The sequence below is a fragment of the Streptomyces sp. NPDC005752 genome (assembly GCF_040630715.1).
Lineage (GTDB): Bacteria > Actinomycetota > Actinomycetes > Streptomycetales > Streptomycetaceae > Streptomyces.
Window position 1 is genome coordinate 116,121 of record NZ_JBEXYB010000019.1, and the last position, 18,989, is coordinate 135,109.

At 70.9% G+C, this 18,989-nt stretch carries 15 protein-coding genes; all 15 read right to left on the reverse strand.

What is annotated here, in order from left to right:
• Position 1: 1 nt before the first annotated feature.
• Entirely contained in the window at positions 2 to 850 is an 849-nt protein-coding gene (locus tag ABZ441_RS17935) for a TatD family hydrolase (RefSeq protein WP_205020948.1), read from the reverse strand.
• On the reverse strand, positions 850 to 1,485 hold the full coding sequence (locus ABZ441_RS17940; protein ID WP_358974568.1) for an EboA domain-containing protein: 636 nt from the start codon (positions 1,483 to 1,485) through the stop codon (positions 850 to 852). The genes ABZ441_RS17935 and ABZ441_RS17940 overlap by 1 nt, the downstream gene beginning before the upstream one ends.
• Positions 1,479 to 2,342 (reverse strand): sugar phosphate isomerase/epimerase family protein, encoded by an 864-nt coding sequence (locus ABZ441_RS17945; RefSeq protein WP_358974571.1) that lies wholly within the window; start codon positions 2,340 to 2,342, stop codon positions 1,479 to 1,481. The genes ABZ441_RS17940 and ABZ441_RS17945 overlap by 7 nt, the downstream gene beginning before the upstream one ends.
• On the reverse strand, positions 2,339 to 3,514 hold the full coding sequence (locus ABZ441_RS17950; RefSeq protein WP_358974665.1) for a UbiA family prenyltransferase: 1,176 nt from the start codon (positions 3,512 to 3,514) through the stop codon (positions 2,339 to 2,341). The genes ABZ441_RS17945 and ABZ441_RS17950 overlap by 4 nt, the downstream gene beginning before the upstream one ends.
• A 41-nt stretch (positions 3,515 to 3,555) precedes the next feature.
• A complete protein-coding gene (locus ABZ441_RS17955; protein WP_358974574.1) occupies positions 3,556 to 4,674 on the reverse strand; it encodes an inositol-3-phosphate synthase in 1,119 nt (372 codons plus the stop codon).
• 95 nt (positions 4,675 to 4,769) lie between these two features.
• On the reverse strand, positions 4,770 to 8,477 hold the full coding sequence (locus ABZ441_RS17960) for a ThuA domain-containing protein (protein ID WP_358974577.1): 3,708 nt from the start codon (positions 8,475 to 8,477) through the stop codon (positions 4,770 to 4,772).
• A gap of 355 nt (positions 8,478 to 8,832) precedes the next feature.
• Positions 8,833 to 9,837 (reverse strand): sugar phosphate isomerase/epimerase family protein, encoded by a 1,005-nt coding sequence (locus tag ABZ441_RS17965; protein ID WP_358974580.1) that lies wholly within the window; start codon positions 9,835 to 9,837, stop codon positions 8,833 to 8,835.
• Positions 9,838 to 9,849: 12 nt separating this feature from the next.
• Positions 9,850 to 11,070, reverse strand: coding sequence for a Gfo/Idh/MocA family oxidoreductase (locus ABZ441_RS17970; RefSeq protein ID WP_358974583.1), 1,221 nt, complete (start codon positions 11,068 to 11,070; stop codon positions 9,850 to 9,852).
• A gap of 47 nt (positions 11,071 to 11,117) precedes the next feature.
• Positions 11,118 to 12,155, reverse strand: coding sequence for a substrate-binding domain-containing protein (locus ABZ441_RS17975; RefSeq protein WP_358974586.1), 1,038 nt, complete (start codon positions 12,153 to 12,155; stop codon positions 11,118 to 11,120).
• A 129-nt stretch (positions 12,156 to 12,284) separates the two neighbouring features.
• Entirely contained in the window at positions 12,285 to 13,337 is a 1,053-nt protein-coding gene (locus tag ABZ441_RS17980; RefSeq protein WP_358974589.1) for an ABC transporter permease, read from the reverse strand.
• Positions 13,334 to 14,857, reverse strand: coding sequence for a sugar ABC transporter ATP-binding protein (locus ABZ441_RS17985; RefSeq protein ID WP_358974592.1), 1,524 nt, complete (start codon positions 14,855 to 14,857; stop codon positions 13,334 to 13,336). Before ABZ441_RS17985 ends, ABZ441_RS17980 begins: the two co-directional genes overlap by 4 nt.
• 253 nt (positions 14,858 to 15,110) lie before the next feature.
• Positions 15,111 to 16,292: an ROK family transcriptional regulator gene (locus tag ABZ441_RS17990; RefSeq protein ID WP_358974595.1), complete on the reverse strand. Its 1,182-nt coding sequence runs from the start codon at positions 16,290 to 16,292 to the stop codon at positions 15,111 to 15,113.
• Positions 16,293 to 16,509: 217 nt separating this feature from the next.
• Entirely contained in the window at positions 16,510 to 17,136 is a 627-nt protein-coding gene (locus tag ABZ441_RS17995) for a class I SAM-dependent methyltransferase (RefSeq protein ID WP_358974598.1), read from the reverse strand.
• Positions 17,137 to 17,174: 38 nt separating this feature from the next.
• Entirely contained in the window at positions 17,175 to 17,852 is a 678-nt protein-coding gene (locus ABZ441_RS18000; RefSeq protein ID WP_358974601.1) for a GntR family transcriptional regulator, read from the reverse strand.
• A 72-nt stretch (positions 17,853 to 17,924) separates the two neighbouring features.
• The gene (locus ABZ441_RS18005) at positions 17,925 to 18,875 is read right to left on the reverse strand and encodes a beta-ketoacyl-ACP synthase III (protein WP_358974604.1); all 951 of its coding nucleotides are present in this window, start codon (positions 18,873 to 18,875) and stop codon (positions 17,925 to 17,927) included.
• Positions 18,876 to 18,989 lie beyond the last annotated feature (114 nt).

An 18,989-nucleotide genomic window follows, 5' to 3' on the forward strand; every position in this document is an offset into this window, starting at 1 on the left:
CTCACTCCCCGCCGCGGAGGATGGAGTTGCCCTGGTGGAGAGGGCCGGGGGCGGCGATGTCGAGCTGGAGCCTGCCGCTCTGCCCGTAGAACGCGACGGGGTTGCGCCAGAGCACCTTGTCGACGTCGTCCTCGTCGAATCCGGCCTTCAGCATGGTGTCGGCGACCTTGCGGGTCTTCAGCGGGTCGCTCTTTCCCCAGTCCGCGGCCGAATTGACGAGGATCCTGTCGGTGCCGTGGTTCCGCAGGACGGTGATCATGCGGTCCTCGTCCATCTTGGTGTCCGGGTAGATGGAGAAGCCGGCCCAGCATCCGCTGTCGAGGGCGTCCCGCACGGTCGTCTCGTTGAGGTGGTCGAGCAGGACCAGCTCCGGGGCGAGGTCGGATTCACGGACGACGTCGATCGTGCGGTGCAGGCCGGCGAGCTTGTCCCGGTGCGGGGTGTGGACCAGGGCGGGAAGACCGTGTTCGGCGGCGAGCTGGAGCTGGGTGGCCAGCGCGGTGTCCTCGGCGGGGGTCATCGAGTCGTAGCCGATCTCGCCGACGGCGACGACGGAGTCCTTGACGAGGTAGCGGGGCAGGGCGTCCAGGACGGGCGTGCAGCGGGGGTCGTTCGCCTCCTTGGGGTTGAGGGCGAGCGTGCAGTGGTGGGCGATGCCGTACTGGGAGGCCCGGAAGGGTTCCCAGCCCAGGAGGGCGTCGAAGTAGTCGAAGAAGCTGGCGGGTGAGGTGCGGGGCTGGCCGAGCCAGAAGGAGGGTTCGACGAGCGCGCGGACCCCGGCGTCGTACATCGCCCGGTAGTCGTCCGTGGTGCGGGACGTCATGTGGATGTGGGGGTCGAAGATGCGCATCAGGACTCCTCCGTGGGGGCGGGGGCGAGGGCGGACGCAGGGGCAGTGAGGTCGAGGACGGTCCGCAGACCGGCGGGGACGGTGCGAGCGGCGGCCATGCGTTCGGCTGCGAAGTCACGGAGCATGCGCGCGAGTTCGGCGTCGCCGCCGGCCCGCTCTGCCAGCCGGTCCAGGGCCTCGACGGGGACTTCGGTGAAGAGGCACTTGAGGACGGCGTGCCGCCAGGCGTGTGCGTCGAGGTGGGCAGCGCCGTAGGGGCCGACGGCCGCGGCGACGAGCCGGGTGTCGTTGGTGCGCAGGGCGTCCTCGACCAGTGGGAGTGCGGTGGCGCCGAGGTCGAGGCGGTGCAGGGTGAGCAGGACGGCGCGGCGTTCGGCGGCGGTGCCCTGCTCGTACAGCCGGGTCACGGCGGGCAGCCCGGCTCGGGCCTCGACGAGCAGCAGCGCGCGTACGGAATCGGCGTACTCGGGTCCGCAGTGTCGTCCCGCCGAGGCGAACCGCAGCTCCCAGGGTGGGTCGCCGCTGTCCGTCTCGGGGTGGGCCGCGGCGTGCCCCGCCTCGGCGAGCGCCTCGTCGAGCCAGGCCCTGGCCGCTCCTCGGAGCAGGTCGTCGAGCTCCTTGCGGCTGGTCAGCACGGTGCGGCTCCGATCGTGGTCCCGGTGGCACGGCCCAGGAAGTCGATCGACCTGCGGGCGAGTTCGGGGCCCGCGTGGGAGTGCCGGGGCAGTTCGACGACGGTGAGTCCGGTGTATCCGGTGGAGGCGAGCGCTTCGAGCACCGGCGGGAAGTCGATCTCGCCGTCACCGAACGGCAGGTGTTCGTGGACACCACGCCGCATGTCCTCGATCTGCACATGGCGCAGCCACGGGGCCGCTTCCTTCACGCAGTCGACGGGCGAGGCGGGTTCCAGACACTGGCAGTGGCCGATGTCGAGGGTGAGCCCGAGGGGGCCCGGGTCGCCGAGGAGCGTTCTCAGGTGGTGGAAGTCGGCGAGCGCGGCCAGGAGGTGGCCGGGTTCCGGCTCGACGGCGAGGGGGATGCCCGCGCGGTCGGCGGCGTCCAGTACGGGGGCGAGTGCGCCGGTCAGCCGCTGCCACGCGGTGTCCGTCGTGGTGCCGGGCGGGGTGATGCCGCTGAAACAGTGAACGGCATGGGCACCGAGGTCGGCGGCCACCTCGACGGCCCGGACCAGCAGCGCGGTGCGGGCCGCGCGGGCGTCGGGGTCGGGGTCCAGGAGCGAGGGGCCGTGTTTGCGCCGCGGGTCGAGGACGTAACGCGCACCGGTCTCGACGGTGACGCCCAGGCCCAGCCCGGTGAGCCTGCGGGCCACCTGGCGGGTGCGGGAGGCGAGGTCGGGGGCGAGCGGGTCGAGGTGCATGTGGTCGAGGGTCAGGCCGACGCCGTCGTAGCCGAGGTCTGCGAGGAGGCCCAGGGCGTCGTCGAGCCGGAGATCGGTCAGTCCGTTGGTGCCGTATCCGAGGCGGAGGGTCATGTGGGGCTCACCTTCCGTGCGAGTTTCCTGGCGAGCGGGACCAGCGCCATGACCGCGAGCCCGTCGAGGGGCGCCCCGGCTCTCGCCGCCAGCGCGGCCTGGAGCGGGATCATCGCCCGGATGCCGCCGCCGACCGCGCGTTGGGTGAGGGGCGGGGAGGGGTTGAGTGCGGCGTGGAGAAGGGGGACCGCGGAGGTCCGGAGGTAGGCGGCGGCGAAGGAGGGGAGCAGGAGCCGTTCGGCGGTGGGCGTACGGAGTTGCTCCCCCCGCGCCGGCCGGGCGCGCAGGAGGGCGGCGCCGATTCCCGCCGCACCGGCCAGCGCCGCCAGCGGCGCCACGGTGGAGCCGCCCTGCGCCTCGTGCCGGGAGACGGCGGTCACGGCGTAGGTGTGCGCGCCGAGCGCGAGAGCCGCGGGGATCACGGTGGAGGTCGCGTGGGCGGTGGCCGGTCGCCCGCCGGTGCGGGTGGTGGACCGGGTGACGGGGATCGGCCTCCCCCCGGCGGACAGCGTCCGGGCCCCGGTCCTGGCTGCCGTCGCGGTCGCGGTCGTGCTCGCGGTCGCGGTCGTGCTCGCGGTCCCGGTCGTGCTCGCGGTCGCCGTCGTGGTCGCGGTCGTGCTCGCGGTCGCGGTCGCTCCGAGCAGCAGGTCCAGGGCGCGGGCCGAGGCCATCGCGGCCGGTCCGAGCTTCGTGTGCTTGAGGTGCAGGTCGTAGGCCCAGACGGTGGCCGCCAGTCCGGACGCGACGGCCAGGGCGGGGCGGCCGGCCCGGGCGGCCAGGGCCAGACCCGCGGCCGTCAGGGCACCGGCCGCCGCGAGTGCGGCCCCCGGAGTGACGCGGCCCGACGGGATCGGCCGGTGCGGACGGTCGACGGCGTCCTCCTCCCTGTCCGCCCAGTCGTTGAGCGCCATGCCCGCCTCGTACAGGCACAGCGACGCGCCGACCGCGAGCGCCGTGCCCCGGCCGGGACGCCGGCCTGCGGCCGCTGCCCCGGCGAGCGCGTCACCGGGCACGGTGAACAGCGCTGAAACGCGCAGCAGTTCCGCCCAGGCCCGCAGTCGCGCGCGGGCGGGGGGCCTGTCCGGTGCGGGCGCAGTCCCGCCCGCACCGGACAGGCTGTCCGGGGGGATCCGCACGGCGGGTGCCGGGGCGTGTGTCCCGGCACTGTGCAGCCGCGGGGAGGTGCTCACCGCAGCGAGCAGCCGCAGCGGCCTCACCGGGCCGACCGCAGGCGTCCGGCGAAGTCGACCAGTGCCGCGTACTGGTCGGAGAGCGCAGCCGGTCCGCCGTCCGGGTCCTTGAAGTAGAAGCCCAGTTCGGGGCGCGGCCCCGTCAGGCCCGCCTCGTGGGAGCGGGCGAGCAGCCGGGCCAGGTCCAGGACCAGCGGTGCGGCGAGGGCGGAGTCGCAGCCCTGCCAGATCGTCTGGAGGATCATCCGCGAGCCGAGGAAGCCGTCGAAGGCGATGTGGTCCCACGCGGTCTTCCAGTCCCCCATCGCTGGCACGTCGTCGATGTGGACCTCACCCTCCGGGGCCGTCCCGAGGGTGTCGGCGAGCACACGCTCCTTGCCCGCGTTCTTGGCGGCGGCCGCCGCCGGGTCGGCCAGCGCCGCCCCGTCCCCGCCGCCCAGCAGGTTCGTGCCCGACCATGCCCGCACCGGCAGTGCGCGATGGACGAACATCGGTGCGAGCACGGAGCGGAGCAGCGTCTGGCCTGTCTTGCCGTCGCGTCCGGCGTGGGGAAGTCCGCAGGATTCGACGGCGTCCTGGAGGTGCGGGCTGCGCAGCCCTGTGGAGGGGGTGAAGTTGACGTAGGGGCAGCCGGCGCGGAGCGCGGCCGCCGCGTAGAGGGAGCTGGCGGGCAGCCGGGAGTCGTCGTCGCCGGGGGCGGGTTCGGTCGAGGCGACGTTGACGACGACCGTGCGGGCCAGCCCGTGACGGCGGGTGAAGTCCTCGATGTCGGCGGCGAAGGCGCCGATGAGCTCCTCGTCGGTGCGGGTGTCGCCCGGGAGCGGGCCGCCGGGCCGTATCTCCGCGTCCGCGGCGGTGAGTTCGGCCTCGACGGCCGTGGGGATTCCGTACGGCAGCACTCCCCCGGCCGCGAGGACCTCGGCCCGCTTGGGCAGGGGGCAGTCGAGGGTGTCGTGGCCACCGAAGACGAGGGAGGTCAGCGGTGGCAGTCCGGTGTCGGCGAAGGGTGGTGTCTCGGTGACCATGCCGGTCGGCGGGTGCAGCCCTGCCGCGACTGCCGCGCACCCGGCGGTGGCGGTGGTGGCGACGGAGCCGCGCGCTCCGATGAACCAGACTCCGGTACGAACGGCATGTGCGGTCACGTGCTGCCTCCCTGAGGGGACGAAGAGGGGTGGTGAGCGGTGGGCGGGGAAGAGGTACGCTTCCCCGCCCACCGCAGGCGCAGGAGGTGGCCGCCCTACGTCGGGGGCAGCTCCTTCAGCTGGATGTCGCGGAAGGACACCTGGTCGTCGGCTCCGTGGTTCTGGAGACCGATGTATCCGTCCGTGAGGCTGCGGGCCGGGTCGGTGTTGGTGAAGTCGTTGATCTTCACCCCGTTGAGGAAGACCTGGAGCCGCTCGCCCTGGACCTTGATCTCGTAGCTGTTCCACTGGCCGGGCGGCCGCAGAACCTGGTCACGTGCCTTGATGTTGGCGGACTTGAAGGTGTAGACGGCGCCGGTCGTGCGATCGGCGGCGTCGGTGGCGTCGATCTGCACCTCGTAGCCGTTGTTCACCGCGGACCACGGGTCGTCCGACTCGGGGAAGCCCACGAAGACACCGGAGTTGTCGTCGCCCGCCATCTTCCAGTCGAGCTTGAGCGAGTACGACTTCAGCTCCTTGGCCTGGTACGTCAGCAGGCCCATGCCGCCCTCGGAGCGCAGCTCACCGTCGGCGACGGCGAACTTTCCGGGGCCGGCCTGCTTCCAGCCTTCGAGGGTCTTGCCGTTGAAGATCGACCGGTAGCCGGTGTCCGGCTTGCAGTTGGCCTTGACCTGGCCGGCGGCGTAGCGCAGACCGCCCAGCAGGTGCTGGCGGAAGGCGGGTTCGGCGTAGGACTCCTTGGTGTGGCCGAGGCCGGTGTAGAAGGAGCGGCCGCCCTCATAGGCCTGGCACCAGGCGATCGGGTGGTCGCCCTTCATCGTGCCGCCGGTGTAGCTGGTCTCGTCCAGGGTGGCGAGGACCTGCGCCTTGTCCCGCGGGTTGGTGCGGTAGTTGTACCACTCGTCGGTACGGTCCCATGCCTCTTCCAGGTGCGCGGTCGCCGGGTGGTCGTGGTTCTCCACCCGGACGGTCGCGGGCTGGATCTTCGGGTGCGAGTCGAAGTAGGCCCCGACGAGGCCGCCGTAGAACTTCCAGTCGTACTCCGTGTCGGCTGCGGCGTGGACACCCATGTAGCCGCCGCCGGTGGAGACGAAGTTCTCGAACGCCTTCTTCTGGTCGGCGTTCAGGACGTTGCCGGTCGTCGAGAGGAAGACGACGGCGTCGTAGCGCGCCAGGTTGCTGGTGGTGAACTGGCCGGCCTCCTCTGTCGAGTCGACCGTGATGTTGGTGTCCTTGCCCAGTTCCTTGAGCGAGGCGATGCCCTCGGGAATCGAGTCGTGCCGGAAGCCGCCCGTCTTGGAGAAGACCAGGACGCGCTTCGCCGTGCGGTCGACCGGGCTGTTGGAGAGCTCGAAGTCGTCGACGTCGTACAGTGCTCCGGCTCCGCCCTTGAAGACCAGGACGAGTGACGTGGCCTTCTTCAGTGCGCCGCGCAGTGGCACGTCGACGTCCTGGAACGAGTCCCAACTGCCGGTCACCGGGATGGGTGCGGAACCGAGGATCTTGCCGGTGGGTGATCCGGCCCGCACCTCGAGGAAGCCGCCCGCGCCGGCCGAGGAGGTGCGCGCGGTGAGCTTGGTCGAGCCGTCGAGGATGTACGGGGCGAAGGAGATCCAGTCGCCGTTGTCGATGTCGCCGACGGTCCTTCCGCCGTGCGCGCTCGCCTTGCTCGGTGTGGTGATGCCGGACGAGTCGTCGAAGTGCTCGGCCTGTCGGTGTCGCGGCTGGAGCTTCGCCCCGTCGCGGCCGGTCAGTGCGGCCTGTCCGCCGCCACCGCCGTCGGTGTAGGAGGCGGAGATCCCGCCGTAGATGTTGGCGTTCGGGTCGTGGCCGCCCTCCATGGCGGTCTTGATCGTGCCTTCGCAGCCGTGCTCGGTGGTGATGTCGTGGCCGTGGCTGTCGTGGCCCAGGGTGAACTTGACCTCGACCTTGTCGCAGTCGATGGTGCCGTCCTCCGGGTCGGTGACGGTCACCTTGAAGGGCACCTCGTCGCCGAACTCGAACGGCTGCCCGTCGGCCGGGGTCCCCAGCACGACGGTGGGAGCCGTGTTGCCGACGGTGACGTGCACGCTCGCCGAACCGGTCCGGCCCGTCGGGTCCTTGGCGGTCACGGTGGCGGTGTAGGTGCCGTTCTTCTTGTACGTGTACGTGGGGTCGGCGGCCGTGGACGTGCCGCCGTCGCCGAAGTCCCAGGCATAGGTCAGGGCGTCCCCGTCACCGTCGGCCGTGCCCGCGGAGGAGAACTTCACCTTGAGCGGTGCGACACCCGAGGTCTTGTTCGAGGATGCCTCGGCGATGGGCGAGCGTCCGCCGGTGGCGTTCTCGATGCGGTACAGCGCCGAGTGCTCGTCGCCTCCGAACCAGGAGAGACCGTAGTCCAGGACGTACAGCGCCCCGTCGGGGCCGAACGCCATGTCCATGATCTGGGTGCCGGTCCACGGGATGTCGTTGACGGACTGGACGGCACCGTCCGCGTCCTGCTCGATGCGCTTGATCCACTGCCGGCCGAACTCTCCGGCGAAGAAGTCGCCGTCGTACTCCTCGGGGAACTTCACCGGCGAGTCGAGGTCCGCGTCGTAGCGGTAGACGGGTCCGCCCATCGGGGATTCGGAGCCGGTGCCGAACTCGGGCACGGACCCACCGTCGTACGGGATCCAGGCGGCCTGCGCGGGCGGCAGGTCGACGAGGCCCGTGTTGTGTGCCGACTCGTTCTTCGGGGCGGCGCAGTCGAAGGCCGGGCCGGAGGTCTTGGTCGCGAAGTCGTAGTCGCGATAGGGGTCGTTGGCCCCGGTGCAGAACGGCCAGCCGAAGTTGCCGGCCTTCGTGACCCGCGCGAACTCCACCTGTCCGGACGGCCCGCGGTTGGGATCGGCCGCGCCGGCGTCCGGTCCGTAGTCACCGACGTACAGGATGCCGGTGGCCTTGTCGACGCTGAAGCGGAACGGGTTGCGGAAGCCCATCGCGTAGATCTCGGGGCGGGTCTTGTCCGTGCCGGGCTCGAAGAGGTTGCCCTCGGGCACGGTGTACGAGCCGTCGTCCGCGACCTTGATGCGCAGGACCTTGCCCCGCAGGTCGTTGGTGTTGCCGGAGGTGCGGCGGGCGTCGAACGCCGGGTTCCGGTCGGGGCGGTCGTCGATCGGGGTGAAGCCGTCGGAGGCGAAGGGGTTGGAGTCGTCGCCCGTCGAGAGGTAGAGGTTGCCCTGCGCGTCGAAGTCCATGTCTCCGCCGACGTGGCAGCAGATGCCCCGCGAGGCGGGGATGTCGAGGACCTTCTTCTCGCTGGCGTTGTCGAGGGTGCCGTCCTCGTTGAGCACGAAGCGGGAGAGGCGGTTCACACCGTCGAACTTCGCGAAGTCGGCGGCGGTGCCGTTCTCCGGGGCGTCGCCGGCGGGGGTGTCCAGCGGCGGTGCGTAGTACAGGTAGATCGCCCGGTTCTCCGCGAAGTCGGGGTCGATCCCGACGCCTTGGAGGCCCTCCTCGTCGTGCGAGTACACGGGGATGGTGCCGGATACCCGGGTGTTGCCCGAGCTGTCCGTGATCCGCAGCTCGCCGCTGCGCGAGGTGTGCAGCACACTGCGGTCGGGGAGCACCGCCAGTGACATGGGTTCGCCGGTCTCGGCCGCACCCTTGGCGAGAGTGACCTGCTGGAAGTCCTCGGCGGCGTCCTGAGCGGCCGGGGCCTTCGCGGGGTCGGCGGTGGCGGCCGGCGAGGAGCCCAGGGTGAGGGTGGCGGCTGCGAGCAGTCCGCCGGTGAAGAGGGCGAGTGATTTTCGGGCGCGGAGCCGTCTGCTGCTTCTGTGCACGTGCGTCCTCCGGAGTGTGCCGGTTGTTCGGGCGGGTGCGGTCTGCCGTTCCGCGCGGGGACTGCCGCGCTCGTCATCGGGGCTGTGGGGGGCTCCGGTGACGCGAGTCATGTCGTGTACACGTAGGGGACGGTAGCTGTGTTCGTCCTGAACGGAAAGCCCTTGCGCAGCGCCTGTGTTCGCCTTTTCCCCTTGGCAGGACAAAGCCGGATCGGGCCAGGCCGGGACGGCCCGGCGGCGCTGTGCGGGTGCCGCGGGCTGTGGCTGGTGGGGCCCGTCAAGGGTGGGCGGGTGCCCTCGATCGCCGGGGCGTGCCGAGCTTTCCCGGCGATCGAGGAGCGGAGTCCCGGATCTCTCAGTCGCCTCCCCCGAACGCCGCGTCGAACGACGCGCTCGGCGGGTCGAAGTCGAACCGCTTCAGTGAGGACAGCGCTTCCGGTGCCCCCGTGAGCCGGTCCATGCCGGCGTCCTCCCACTCCACCGAGACCGGTCCCTCGTACCCGATGGACCGCAGCATCCGGAAGACGTCCTCCCAGGGCACGTCGCCGTGCCCGGCCGAGACGAAGTCCCATCCGCGCCGCGGGTCGCCCCACGGCAGATGGGAGCCGAGCCGGCCGTTGCGGCCGTCGAGGCGCTTACGGGCCTCCTTGCAGTCCACGTGGTAGATCCGGTCCCGGAAGTCGTACAGGAAGCCGACCGGGTCGAGGTCCTGCCACACGAAGTGGCTCGGGTCGAAGTTCAGCCCGAACGCGGGGCGGTGGCCGACGGCCTCCAGGGCGCGGTGCGTGGTCCAGTAGTCGTACGCGATCTCGCTCGGGTGCACCTCGTGGGCGAAGCGCACCCCCTCGGCGTCGAAGACGTCCAGGATCGGGTTCCAACGCTCCGCGAAGTCCTCGTAGCCGCGTTCGATCATGTGCGGCGGGACCGGCGGGAACATGGCGACCAGGTGCCAGATCGAGGAGCCGGTGAAGCCGATGACGGTGTCGACCCCGAAGGCCGCCGCCGCGCGAGCGGTGTTCTTGATCTCCTCGGCGGCCCGCCTGCGTACGCCCTCGGGCTCCCCGTCACCCCAGATCCGGGCGGGCAGGATGCCCTGGTGGCGCTCGTCGATCGGACTGTCGCAGACGGCCTGGCCCACCAGGTGGTTGGAGACCGCCCAGCACTTGAGGCCGTATTTGTCGAGGAGCTGTCGCCGGCCGTCGATGTACCCGGGGTCGGACAGGGCCTTGTCGACCTCGAAGTGATCGCCCCAGCAGGCTAGTTCGAGTCCGTCGTAACCGAAGTCCCGGGCGAGCCGGCAGACCTCCTCCAGCGGCAGGTCGGCCCACTGGCCGGTGAAGAGAGTGAAGGGACGGGGCATGCGCGGAACCTCCTAGAAGGGGACCGGGGTGTGTACGGAGTTCTTGGCGGCGCTCTCCTCGACGGCGGCGAGCACCCGTTGCACCTGGAGTCCGTCGGCGAACGAGGGCACGGGGGCACGCCCTTCGACGATGGTGCGCACCACGTCACGGGCCTGGTGGACGAAGGTGTGCTCGTATCCCAGGCCGTGCCCCGGAGGCCACCACGCCTCCAGATAAGGGTGCTGGGGTTCGGTGACCAGGATCCGGCGGAAACCGGCGGTGGTGGCGGGCTCCGTGTGGTCGTGGAAGGAGAGTTCGTTGAGCCGTTCGAGGTCGAAGGCGAGCGAACCGAGTTCCCCGTTGATCTCCAGGCGCAGCGCGTTCTTGCGGCCCGCCGCCATCCTGGTGGCCTCGAAGGACGCGAGGGCTCCCGACGCGAGGCGCCCGGTGAACAAGGTCGCGTCGTCGACAGTGACCGCCCCCCGTGCGGCACTGTCTGCGGCACCCGAGAGCCCGGTCCCGGCTCCGGCGAGCACGGGCCTCTCACGTACGAAGGTCTCGCTCACCGCCGAGACCCCGACGATCGGCTCCCCGGTCAGGTACTGGGCGAGGTCGACGATGTGCGCCCCGAGGTCCCCGAGTGCTCCGGATCCGGCCCGTTCGCGGTCGAGTCGCCAGGTCAGCGGCGACTCGGGGTCGACGAGCCAGTCCTGGAGGTAGGTGGCCCTCACGTGCCGCAGAGTGCCCAGCCTGCCCTCCTCGATCATCGCGCGCGCATGGGTCAGGGCAGGCACCTTGCGGTAGTTGAAGCCCACGATCGCCACCTGGCCGCGGGCCGCCGCCCGCTCCGCGGCCTCCGCCATGGCTTCCGCCTCGGCGACCGTGTTGGCGAGCGGCTTCTCGCACAGCACGTGCTTGCCCGCCTCGAGTGCGGCGATGGCGATCTCCGCGTGACTGTCGCCGGGGGTGCATATGTCGACCAGTTGCACGTCGTCCCGTTCGATCAGGGCGCGCCAGTCGGTCTCCGCCGCGGCCCAGCCGTGCCGGGCGGCGGCGGCCTCGACGGCCGTACGGTCGCGTCCGCAGATCGCGGCCAGAGCCGGTCTCACCGGCAGGTCGAAGACGTGCCCCGCGGTACGCCAGCCCTGGGAGTGGGCGGCGCCCATGAACGCGTATCCGACCATGCCGACCCCGAGCGTCGCCGTGGGTGGCGGCGCCCCGGTCTCCTGCTCCGTCTCTTCCCTACGGGCCATGCGGGCTTCCTCCTCGTCGGTGGTTCGGTGGCGGCGGTGGTGCCGGATCAGCTGAAGCCCGTCGGCAGGTACTGGTCGATGTTCTCCTTCGTGACCACGGCCGAGTACAGGGTCAGCGAGGTCGGGATCTCCATCTCGGAGAGGCCCGAGATGCCCTTGCTCTGGCCCAGTGCCCGCGCCAGGTCGATCGCGGAGGCGGCCATCGTGGGCGGGTAGAGCACGGTGGCCTTCAGGACGCTGTTGTCGGCCTTGATGGCGTCCATCGCGGACTTCGCGCCCGCACCGCCGACCATGATGAACTCGTCGCGTCCGGCCTGCTGGATGGCCCGCAGCGCACCCACGCCCTGGTCGTCGTCGTGGTTCCACAGCGCGTCGAACTGCTTCTGCGCCTGGAGGAGCTGCGCCATCTTGGCCTGGCCCGACTCCACGGTGAAGTCGGCGGCCTGACGGGCCACCAGCTTGATGTTGGAGTAGTTCTTGAGGGCGTCGGCGAAGCCCTGGCTGCGCTGCTTGGTGAGTTCCAGGTTGTCGATGCCGGCGAGCTCGACGACCTTGGCGTTCGCCTTGTCCTTGAGCTGTTCGCCGATGTAGTGCCCGGCGTTGAGACCCATGCCGTAGTTGTCTCCGCCGACCCAGCAGCGGTAGGCCTGCGGCGAGGCGAAGACGCGGTCCAGGTTGACGACCGGGATGCCGGCCTTCATGGCCTCGAGACCGACCTGGGTGAGCGCCTTGCCGTCCGCGGGGAGGACGACGAGGACGTCGACCTTCTTGTTGATGAGGGTCTTGACCTGGCCGATCTGGGCGGCGGTGTCGTTGGAGCCCTCGGTGATCTCCAGGGTCACCTCCGAGTACTTCTCGGCCCGCGACTTGGCCTGCACGTTGATCGCGTTGAGCCAGCCGTGGTCGGCCTGGGGGCCGGCGAAGCCGATGGTGACCGGGGTGCCGGGCTTGTCGTCGGCGGCGGGCTGATTGCTCTGCGCGACCGCCTTCTCCTTGGGCTCGTTGCTGGTGCAGGCGGTGAGGAAGGCTCCCGCGGACACGGCCGCGGTGCCGAAGAGCAGTCCTCTGCGGCTGGTTTCTGGCATGGCTGTCAAACCCTTCATCCGGTGCGTTTCGTACGGAACAGCGGGTGGGTGATCAGTGCTCTGTCACAGGAGAGGTGCTCAGGTATCGGGTCCCGGTGAGATGCCCAGGTCTCGGTTCCGGGGACGTGCTCAGGTCTCGCCGCCGCGCAGTGTGCGGCGCTGGACGAGAACGGCGGCGACGATGATGGCGCCCTTGGCGATCTGCTGGACGTCGCTCTGCAGGTTGTTGAGCGCGAAGATGTTGGTGATCGTGGTGAAGACCAGCACCCCGAGCACGGAGCCGACGATGGTGCCCCGGCCACCGCTCAGGAGTGTGCCTCCGATGATCGCGGCGGCGATGGCGTCGAGTTCGTAGAGGTTGCCGTTGGTGTTCTGGCCCGATCCGGACAGGATGACCAGCATGAAGGCGGCGATGCCGCAGCAGAGTCCGGAGAGCAGGTAGAGGTAGAGCCGCTGGCGGCGTACGTCGATGCCGGCGAGCCGGGCCGCCTCCGCGTTGCCGCCGACGGCGACCGTACGGCGTCCGAACGTCGTCCGGTTCAGGATCAGCCAGCCGGCCACGGTCACCGCGGCGAAGACCAGGACCAGCGGCGGGATACCCAGGACGTAGCTGTCGGGCAGGCCGAGGTCCAGGACGGACTGGACGGTGACGATCTGGGTCTTGCCGTCGGTGATCTGCAGGGCGAGCCCGCGGGCCGAGGCGAGCATGGCGAGCGTCGCGATGAACGGGACCATTCGCCCGTAGGCGATGAGGACCCCGTTGACGAGCCCGGCCGCGAGGCCGACGATCACCGCGGTGAACAGGATGCCCGCGAAGCCGAAGTCCTGGGTGGCCAGGGTGGTCGCCCAGACGGAGGCCAGGGCGACCATCGCACCCACCGACAGGTCGATACCACCGCTGATGATCACGAAGGTGACACCGACGGTGACGACCCCGATGACGGAGGACTGCGTCAGGATGAGCTGCAGGTTCCCGGTGTCCAGGAACGCGTCGGGTTCGGTCAGACCGCCGACGGCTATCAGGACGGCGAGGACACCGAGCAGCGACAGGTTGCGGACATCGACTCGCAGGCCGAGTGCGCGCAGGCCGCCGCCCGGCTTCGAGGGAGGCGCGGGCGCGGGGCCGGTCACGGTCCCCTTCTCCGGCCCGTGGTGCTGCGCCGACGGTGCGGGCTGTGTCATGACGTCGGACTCCCTTCCATGACGAGGTCGAGGACACGGTGCTCGTCGAGCTCCCTGGCATCGGCCGTGTGCACGACACGGCCCTCCCGGAGCACCAGCACCCGGTCGGCGAGGCCCAGGACTTCGGGCACTTCGCTGGAGACGAGCAGAACGGCGAGGCCTTCGTCGGCCAGCCGGCGGATCACGGCGTAGAGCTCGGCGCGGGCGCCGACGTCGACGCCGCGGGTCGGTTCGTCGAGCAGCAGGACCCGGCAGCCGCGCAGCAGCCAGCGGGCCAGGACCGCCTTCTGCTGGTTGCCGCCGGAGAGTGTGCGGACAGCGGCCTCCGGGTTGTCGGGCCGCAGGGAGAGTTCGCGGGTGGCGGCCCTGGCGGCCTCCCGCTCGGTTCCCCGGTCGAGCCATCCCGCGCGGGCGAAGCGGGAGAGGGAGGAGACCGAGACGTTCCGGGTGACCGATTCCGTCAGCAGCAGGGCCTGTGCCTTGCGTTCCTCGGGGGCCAGGCCGATCCCGGCGGCCACGGCGGCGCGGACGCTGCCGGCGCGCAGCGGTTTCCCGTCGACGAGTACGCGGCCCGCCGTCGGCTTTCGGGCACCGTAGACGGTCTCCAGGATCTCGGAGCGTCCGGAGCCGACGAGCCCGGCCAGGCCGACGATCTCACCGGGCCGCAGCTCCAGGTCGACGGGCTCGAACTCGCCCTTGCGGGACAGCCCTTCGACCCTCAGCACCGGGTCCGCCGTGTCCCGGGCTCCGGGGCCGGGCCGCTCGGGAAAGACGTACTCGACGTTACGCCCGGTCATCATGGCAACGATGTCGCGTGTGGGTGTGGACTTGGCGGGGAGCCCCACCGCGACGGCCCTGCCGTCCTTGAGCACGGTCACCCGGTCACCGATCCGGCGGATCTCCTCGAGCCGGTGCGAGATGTAGACGACGGCCACGCCCTCGGCGGTGAGCCCGTCGACGATGCGGAAGAGGTTGTCGACCTCGTCGGGGTCGAGTGCCGCGGACGGCTCGTCCATCACGATGAGCCGTACGTCGTGGGAGAGGGCCCGCGCCATGGAGACGATCTGCTGGTGGGCGGCGGAGAGGTCGCCGACAAGGCGGGCCGGGTCGATCTCCGGGTGCCCGAGGCGCCCCAGGAGCGCTGCGGCCCGGGTGCGCGCCTCGCGGGTGCGGACGACGAAGCCCGCACTGGTCGGCTCGTGTCCGAGGAAGACGTTCTCGGCGACCGACAGGCCCTCCACCAGGTCGAGTTCCTGGTAGATGGTGGCGATTCCCAGCCGCATCGCGGTGATCGGCGACGACAGCTGGACGGCGTCGCCGCACCAGGTGATGGCGCCGCCGTCGGGCTGGTGGGCCCCGGCGAGCACCTTGATGAGTGTGGACTTTCCGGCGCCGTTCTGGCCGAGGAGACAGTGGACCTCACCGGCCAGCACCTCCAGGTCCACGCCGTCCAGGGCGCGCACACCGGGGAACGACTTGGTGATGCCGGACATCGTGAGCAGGGGTGGTTCTGGTGCCATGACGAATCCCCTCGGCGAACGAGGTCTCCCCTGCCCGGCCGAAGCCGGGAGCGCGGGGAAGCCGGTGAGCGGGCAGGGCGCAGTGCCGGCGGTGCCGTACTGCTGACGGAACTGCTGGGCGGTTCTGCTGTGCTCGTACTGGGCGGTTCTGATGTGCTCGTACCGGGCGGTTCTGATGTGCTCGTACCGGGCGGAGCTCGGGACGGGCTGGTTACGGAGGTGCCTGTGGAACGCGTGCGCACCGGCCCTTGCGTCAGGCCGGCGAGAACAGGTGGTCGCTGATGAGCCTGGCCGCACCGGTCACCCCGGCGACGGGCCCCAGCTCACCGAGGACGATGGGGAGGTTGCCCGTGGCCAGCGGCAGGGACTGCCGGTAGACCTGGGTACGGACACTGGCCAGGAGGTTGTGGCCGAGGCCGGTGACCCCGCCGCCGATCACGACGAGGCCGGGATTGAAGAAACTGACGAGTCCGGCGATGACCTGACCGACCCGGTTCCCTCCCTCGCGGATCAGGTCCAGTGCCGTGGGGTCGCCGGCCGCGGCCGCGGCGGCCACGTCGACGGCCGAGAGCTTCCCGGTCGTGTCCAGGCGGGCCGCCAGTTCCGAGGACCGGCCTGCGCGGGCTGCGTCCTCGGCGTCGCGGGCGAGCGCCGCACCGCTGAAGTGCGCCTCCAGGCAGCCCCGGTTGCCACAGGCACAGGCGCGCCCGTCCGGCTCCACCTGGATGTGACCGATGTCGCCGGCGCTGCCCGTCGTACCGCGGTAGACCTCTCCGCCCACCACGATGCCGCAGCCGATGCCCGTACCGATCTTGACGCAGAGGAAGTCCCCCACGGAGCGGGCGACACCGGCGTGCTGCTCGCCCAGGGCCATGAGGTTCACGTCGTTGTCGACCATGACGGGGCATCCCAGTTCCTGGCTGAGCGCCTCGCGGACCGGGAAGCCGTCCCATCCCGGCATGATCGGCGGCGCGACCGGGACACCTTCGGGGAAGCGGACCGGTCCGGGTACGCCGATGCCGGCGCCGTCGAAGCCTTCGGCGAGCCCGGACGCCCGGAGTTTGGCCGCCATCGCCAGCACCTGCTCGAAGACGGCGACGGGGCCTTCCCGTACGTCCATCGGATGGTTGAGGTGGCCAAGAACCTCCAACTCGGCGTTGGTGACGGCGACATCGACCGACGTGGCACCGATGTCGACGCCGAGGAAGCGGAGTCCGGGGGCGAGGCGGATGTTGTGGGAGCGGCGGCCGCCGCGTGACGCGGCGAGTCCGTCTGCCACGACGAGTCCGGTCTCCAGGAGCCGGTCCACCTCGACCGCCAGCTTGGACCGTGAGAGGTCGACCTGATCGCCGAGCTGCGCACGGGAGTTGGGCCCCCCGTCGCGCAACAGCCGGAGGAGCCGCGCCTGGTGCGTGTTCGCGGGTCGTGCCGTCATGCGTCTCACGCGTCCCTCCCCGCCACGTCGGCTGGTCCGTCGGGCTTTCGAGGGAACGTAGCAGCGGTTTACCCGAGGGGGAAGAAGTTGCGCATGAATCCGCCCCAACTTTCTCCACACTCAGGACAAAGGTCGCTCCGTGGTGGCCGGAACCCGGCATTTCGGTACGGCTGGCCGCGCTCGGCCGGGAGAGGGACGCCCTGGAGGAGGCGAGGACTCACGTGGCGGAGCGCGAGTGCACGCTGACGGCGTAGCCGCCGCCGCGCTCATAGCGATCGCCGCTCCAGGTGGCGTAGCGCTGCCGCAGAGTCAGTCCGGCCTGCGCACACCAGTGGTCGAATTCCGTGAGGGTCAGAGGCGGTTCCGGCAACGGGAGGTGTGCTGCGTCCAGCCCCATACCCGTGACCAGCAGGCCGCCTGTACGCAGCACGGTGGCCAGCTGCCGGACGACAAGCGATTCGGTGCCGGGGGCCAGCAGGGGGATGACGTTTCCGGCGGCGAGCACCAGATCGAAGCCCCCGTCCAGGCCGAGGGTGTCCAGACGGGCCAGGTCGCCGAGGAGCCATTCCTGCGCGGGGGCCTCTCGCCGGGCTACGGCGAGCATTGAGGAGTCGACGTCCACGCCGGTGCAGGAGTGGCCCAGTGCCGCGAGCCGGATCGCGATCCGGCCGGTGCCGCAGCCGGCGTCGAGCACGCGGGCGGCCGGCTTCAGGAGCGCGGCACAGAAAGCGGCCTCGCCGTGGATGTCGTGCCCTGATTCGGCGAGTTCCGTGAAACGCCGCGCGTACTCGTCTCCCGCTTGTCCGCCGGTCAGTTCCGCCCAGCGGTCGGGTTGCCCAGTCATGTTCAGCGTGCCTTCCGGTTCTGATACGAAGCCGATGATCAGCCCTTGTCGCGCTGGTGGTACGTCCGTCGCGTGTGCTCGGTGTGCGCCCGCATGACCTCGGTCGCCCGCCGCTCGTCCCTGGAGGCGATCGCCTCGATCAGCTCACGGTGCTCGATCCACGACTGGGTTCCGCGCTGACGGGCCACCGGTGTGTAGTACCAGCGGACCCGCCGGTCCACCTGGCCGGCCAGTTCGGACAGCACGACGTTACCGGCGAGCTCCATCACCTTGGCGTGGAAGGCGGCATTCGTGGCGACGGCGAGGTCGACGTCGTCCGCGGCAACGGCCTGCTCCCCCTGGGAGCACAGCTCCTCCAGGGCCTCGATGCCCGGCCGCCCGGAGTTGGCGGCGGCCAGCCGGGCGGCCTCGGCCTCCAGCAGGGTGCGGACCGAGAGCAGTTGGTCGGCCTCGTCCTCGGTGGGTTCGTGGACGAACGCACCCTGAGCGGGGCGCAGATCGACCCAACCCTCGGTGTTCAGTCGCTGGAGCGCCTCGCGCACCGGCTGCCGCGACACCCCGAGATGCCCCGCCAGTTCGCTCTCGACCAGGTGCTGGCCGGGGCGGAGGGCGCGCGTGGTGATCAGCTCGAGGAGCGCCTCGTAGACACGCTCGCGCAACGGCCCCGGCCGCTCCAGCTTCGGCACCGTTCCATGCGGCAGTCCTGCGGACAACATCGCGGTCCCCCTCCGGGCCGGGCCATTGCTTATCGTCTACAGTCTACCGAGCACAATGCCACGTCGGGGGCCTCAAGGGCAGCGGATCACCTGACCCGCGTACGAAAGATTCCCGCCGAAGCCGAAGAGCAGGGCCGGAGCACCGCTCTCGACCTCCCCCCGCTCCACCAGCTTGGACAGAGCCATGGGGATCGACGCTGCCGAGGTGTTGCCGGAGTCCACCACGTCCCGGGCGATGACCGCGTTGACCGCGCCGATCTTCCGGGCGACGGGCTCGATGATCCGCAGGTTGGCCTGGTGCAGCACCACGGCGGCGAGGTCCTCGGGGGTGACACCGGCCCGCTCGCACACCTTGCGGGCGATCGGGGGCAGTTGCGTGGTGGCCCACCGGTAGACGGCCTGCCCCTCCTGCGCGAACCGCGGGGGCGTGCCCTCGATCCGTACCGCGTTGCCCATGTCCGGCACCGAGCCCCAGAGGACGGGGCCGATACCGGGCCCGTCGGCCCCGTCCGGCTCGGCGGTGACGACCGCGGCCCCCGCCGCGTCGCCCATCAGGACGCAGGTGGAACGGTCCGTCCAGTCGACGATGTCGCCCATCTTGTCGGCACCGATGACGAGGGCCCGGGTGGCGGCACCCGCCCTGATGGCGTGGTCGGCGGTGGCGAGCGCGTGGGTGAATCCCGAGCAGACCACGTTGATGTCCATCACGGCCGGCGAGCCCATGCCCAGGCGTGCGGCGACCCGGGCGGACATGCTCGGCGAGCGGTCGATGGCCGTGGAGGTGGCGACGAGAACCAGGTCGATGTCCGACGCCTGCAGTCCGGCCGAGGCGAGGGCCTTGGCCGCCGCGTGTGCGGCCAGCTCGTCCACGGGTTCGTCGGGACCGCCCACGTGCCGGGTCCTGATACCGACCCGGCTGGTGATCCACTCGTCACTGGTGTCGACCATGGCCGCCAGGTCGTGGTTGGTGAGGACCTTGGCAGGCTGGTAGTGGCCGAGCGCCACGACACGTGAGCCGGTCATGTACGGGTTCCCCTCGCTACGTTTGGCAGGAACTATCCAGTCTTGGTTGCTACCGGCCGGTACAAGGGCACCTAACCCCACAGGAATCCGGGCCCGAGGTTGGAGCGTCTCGAA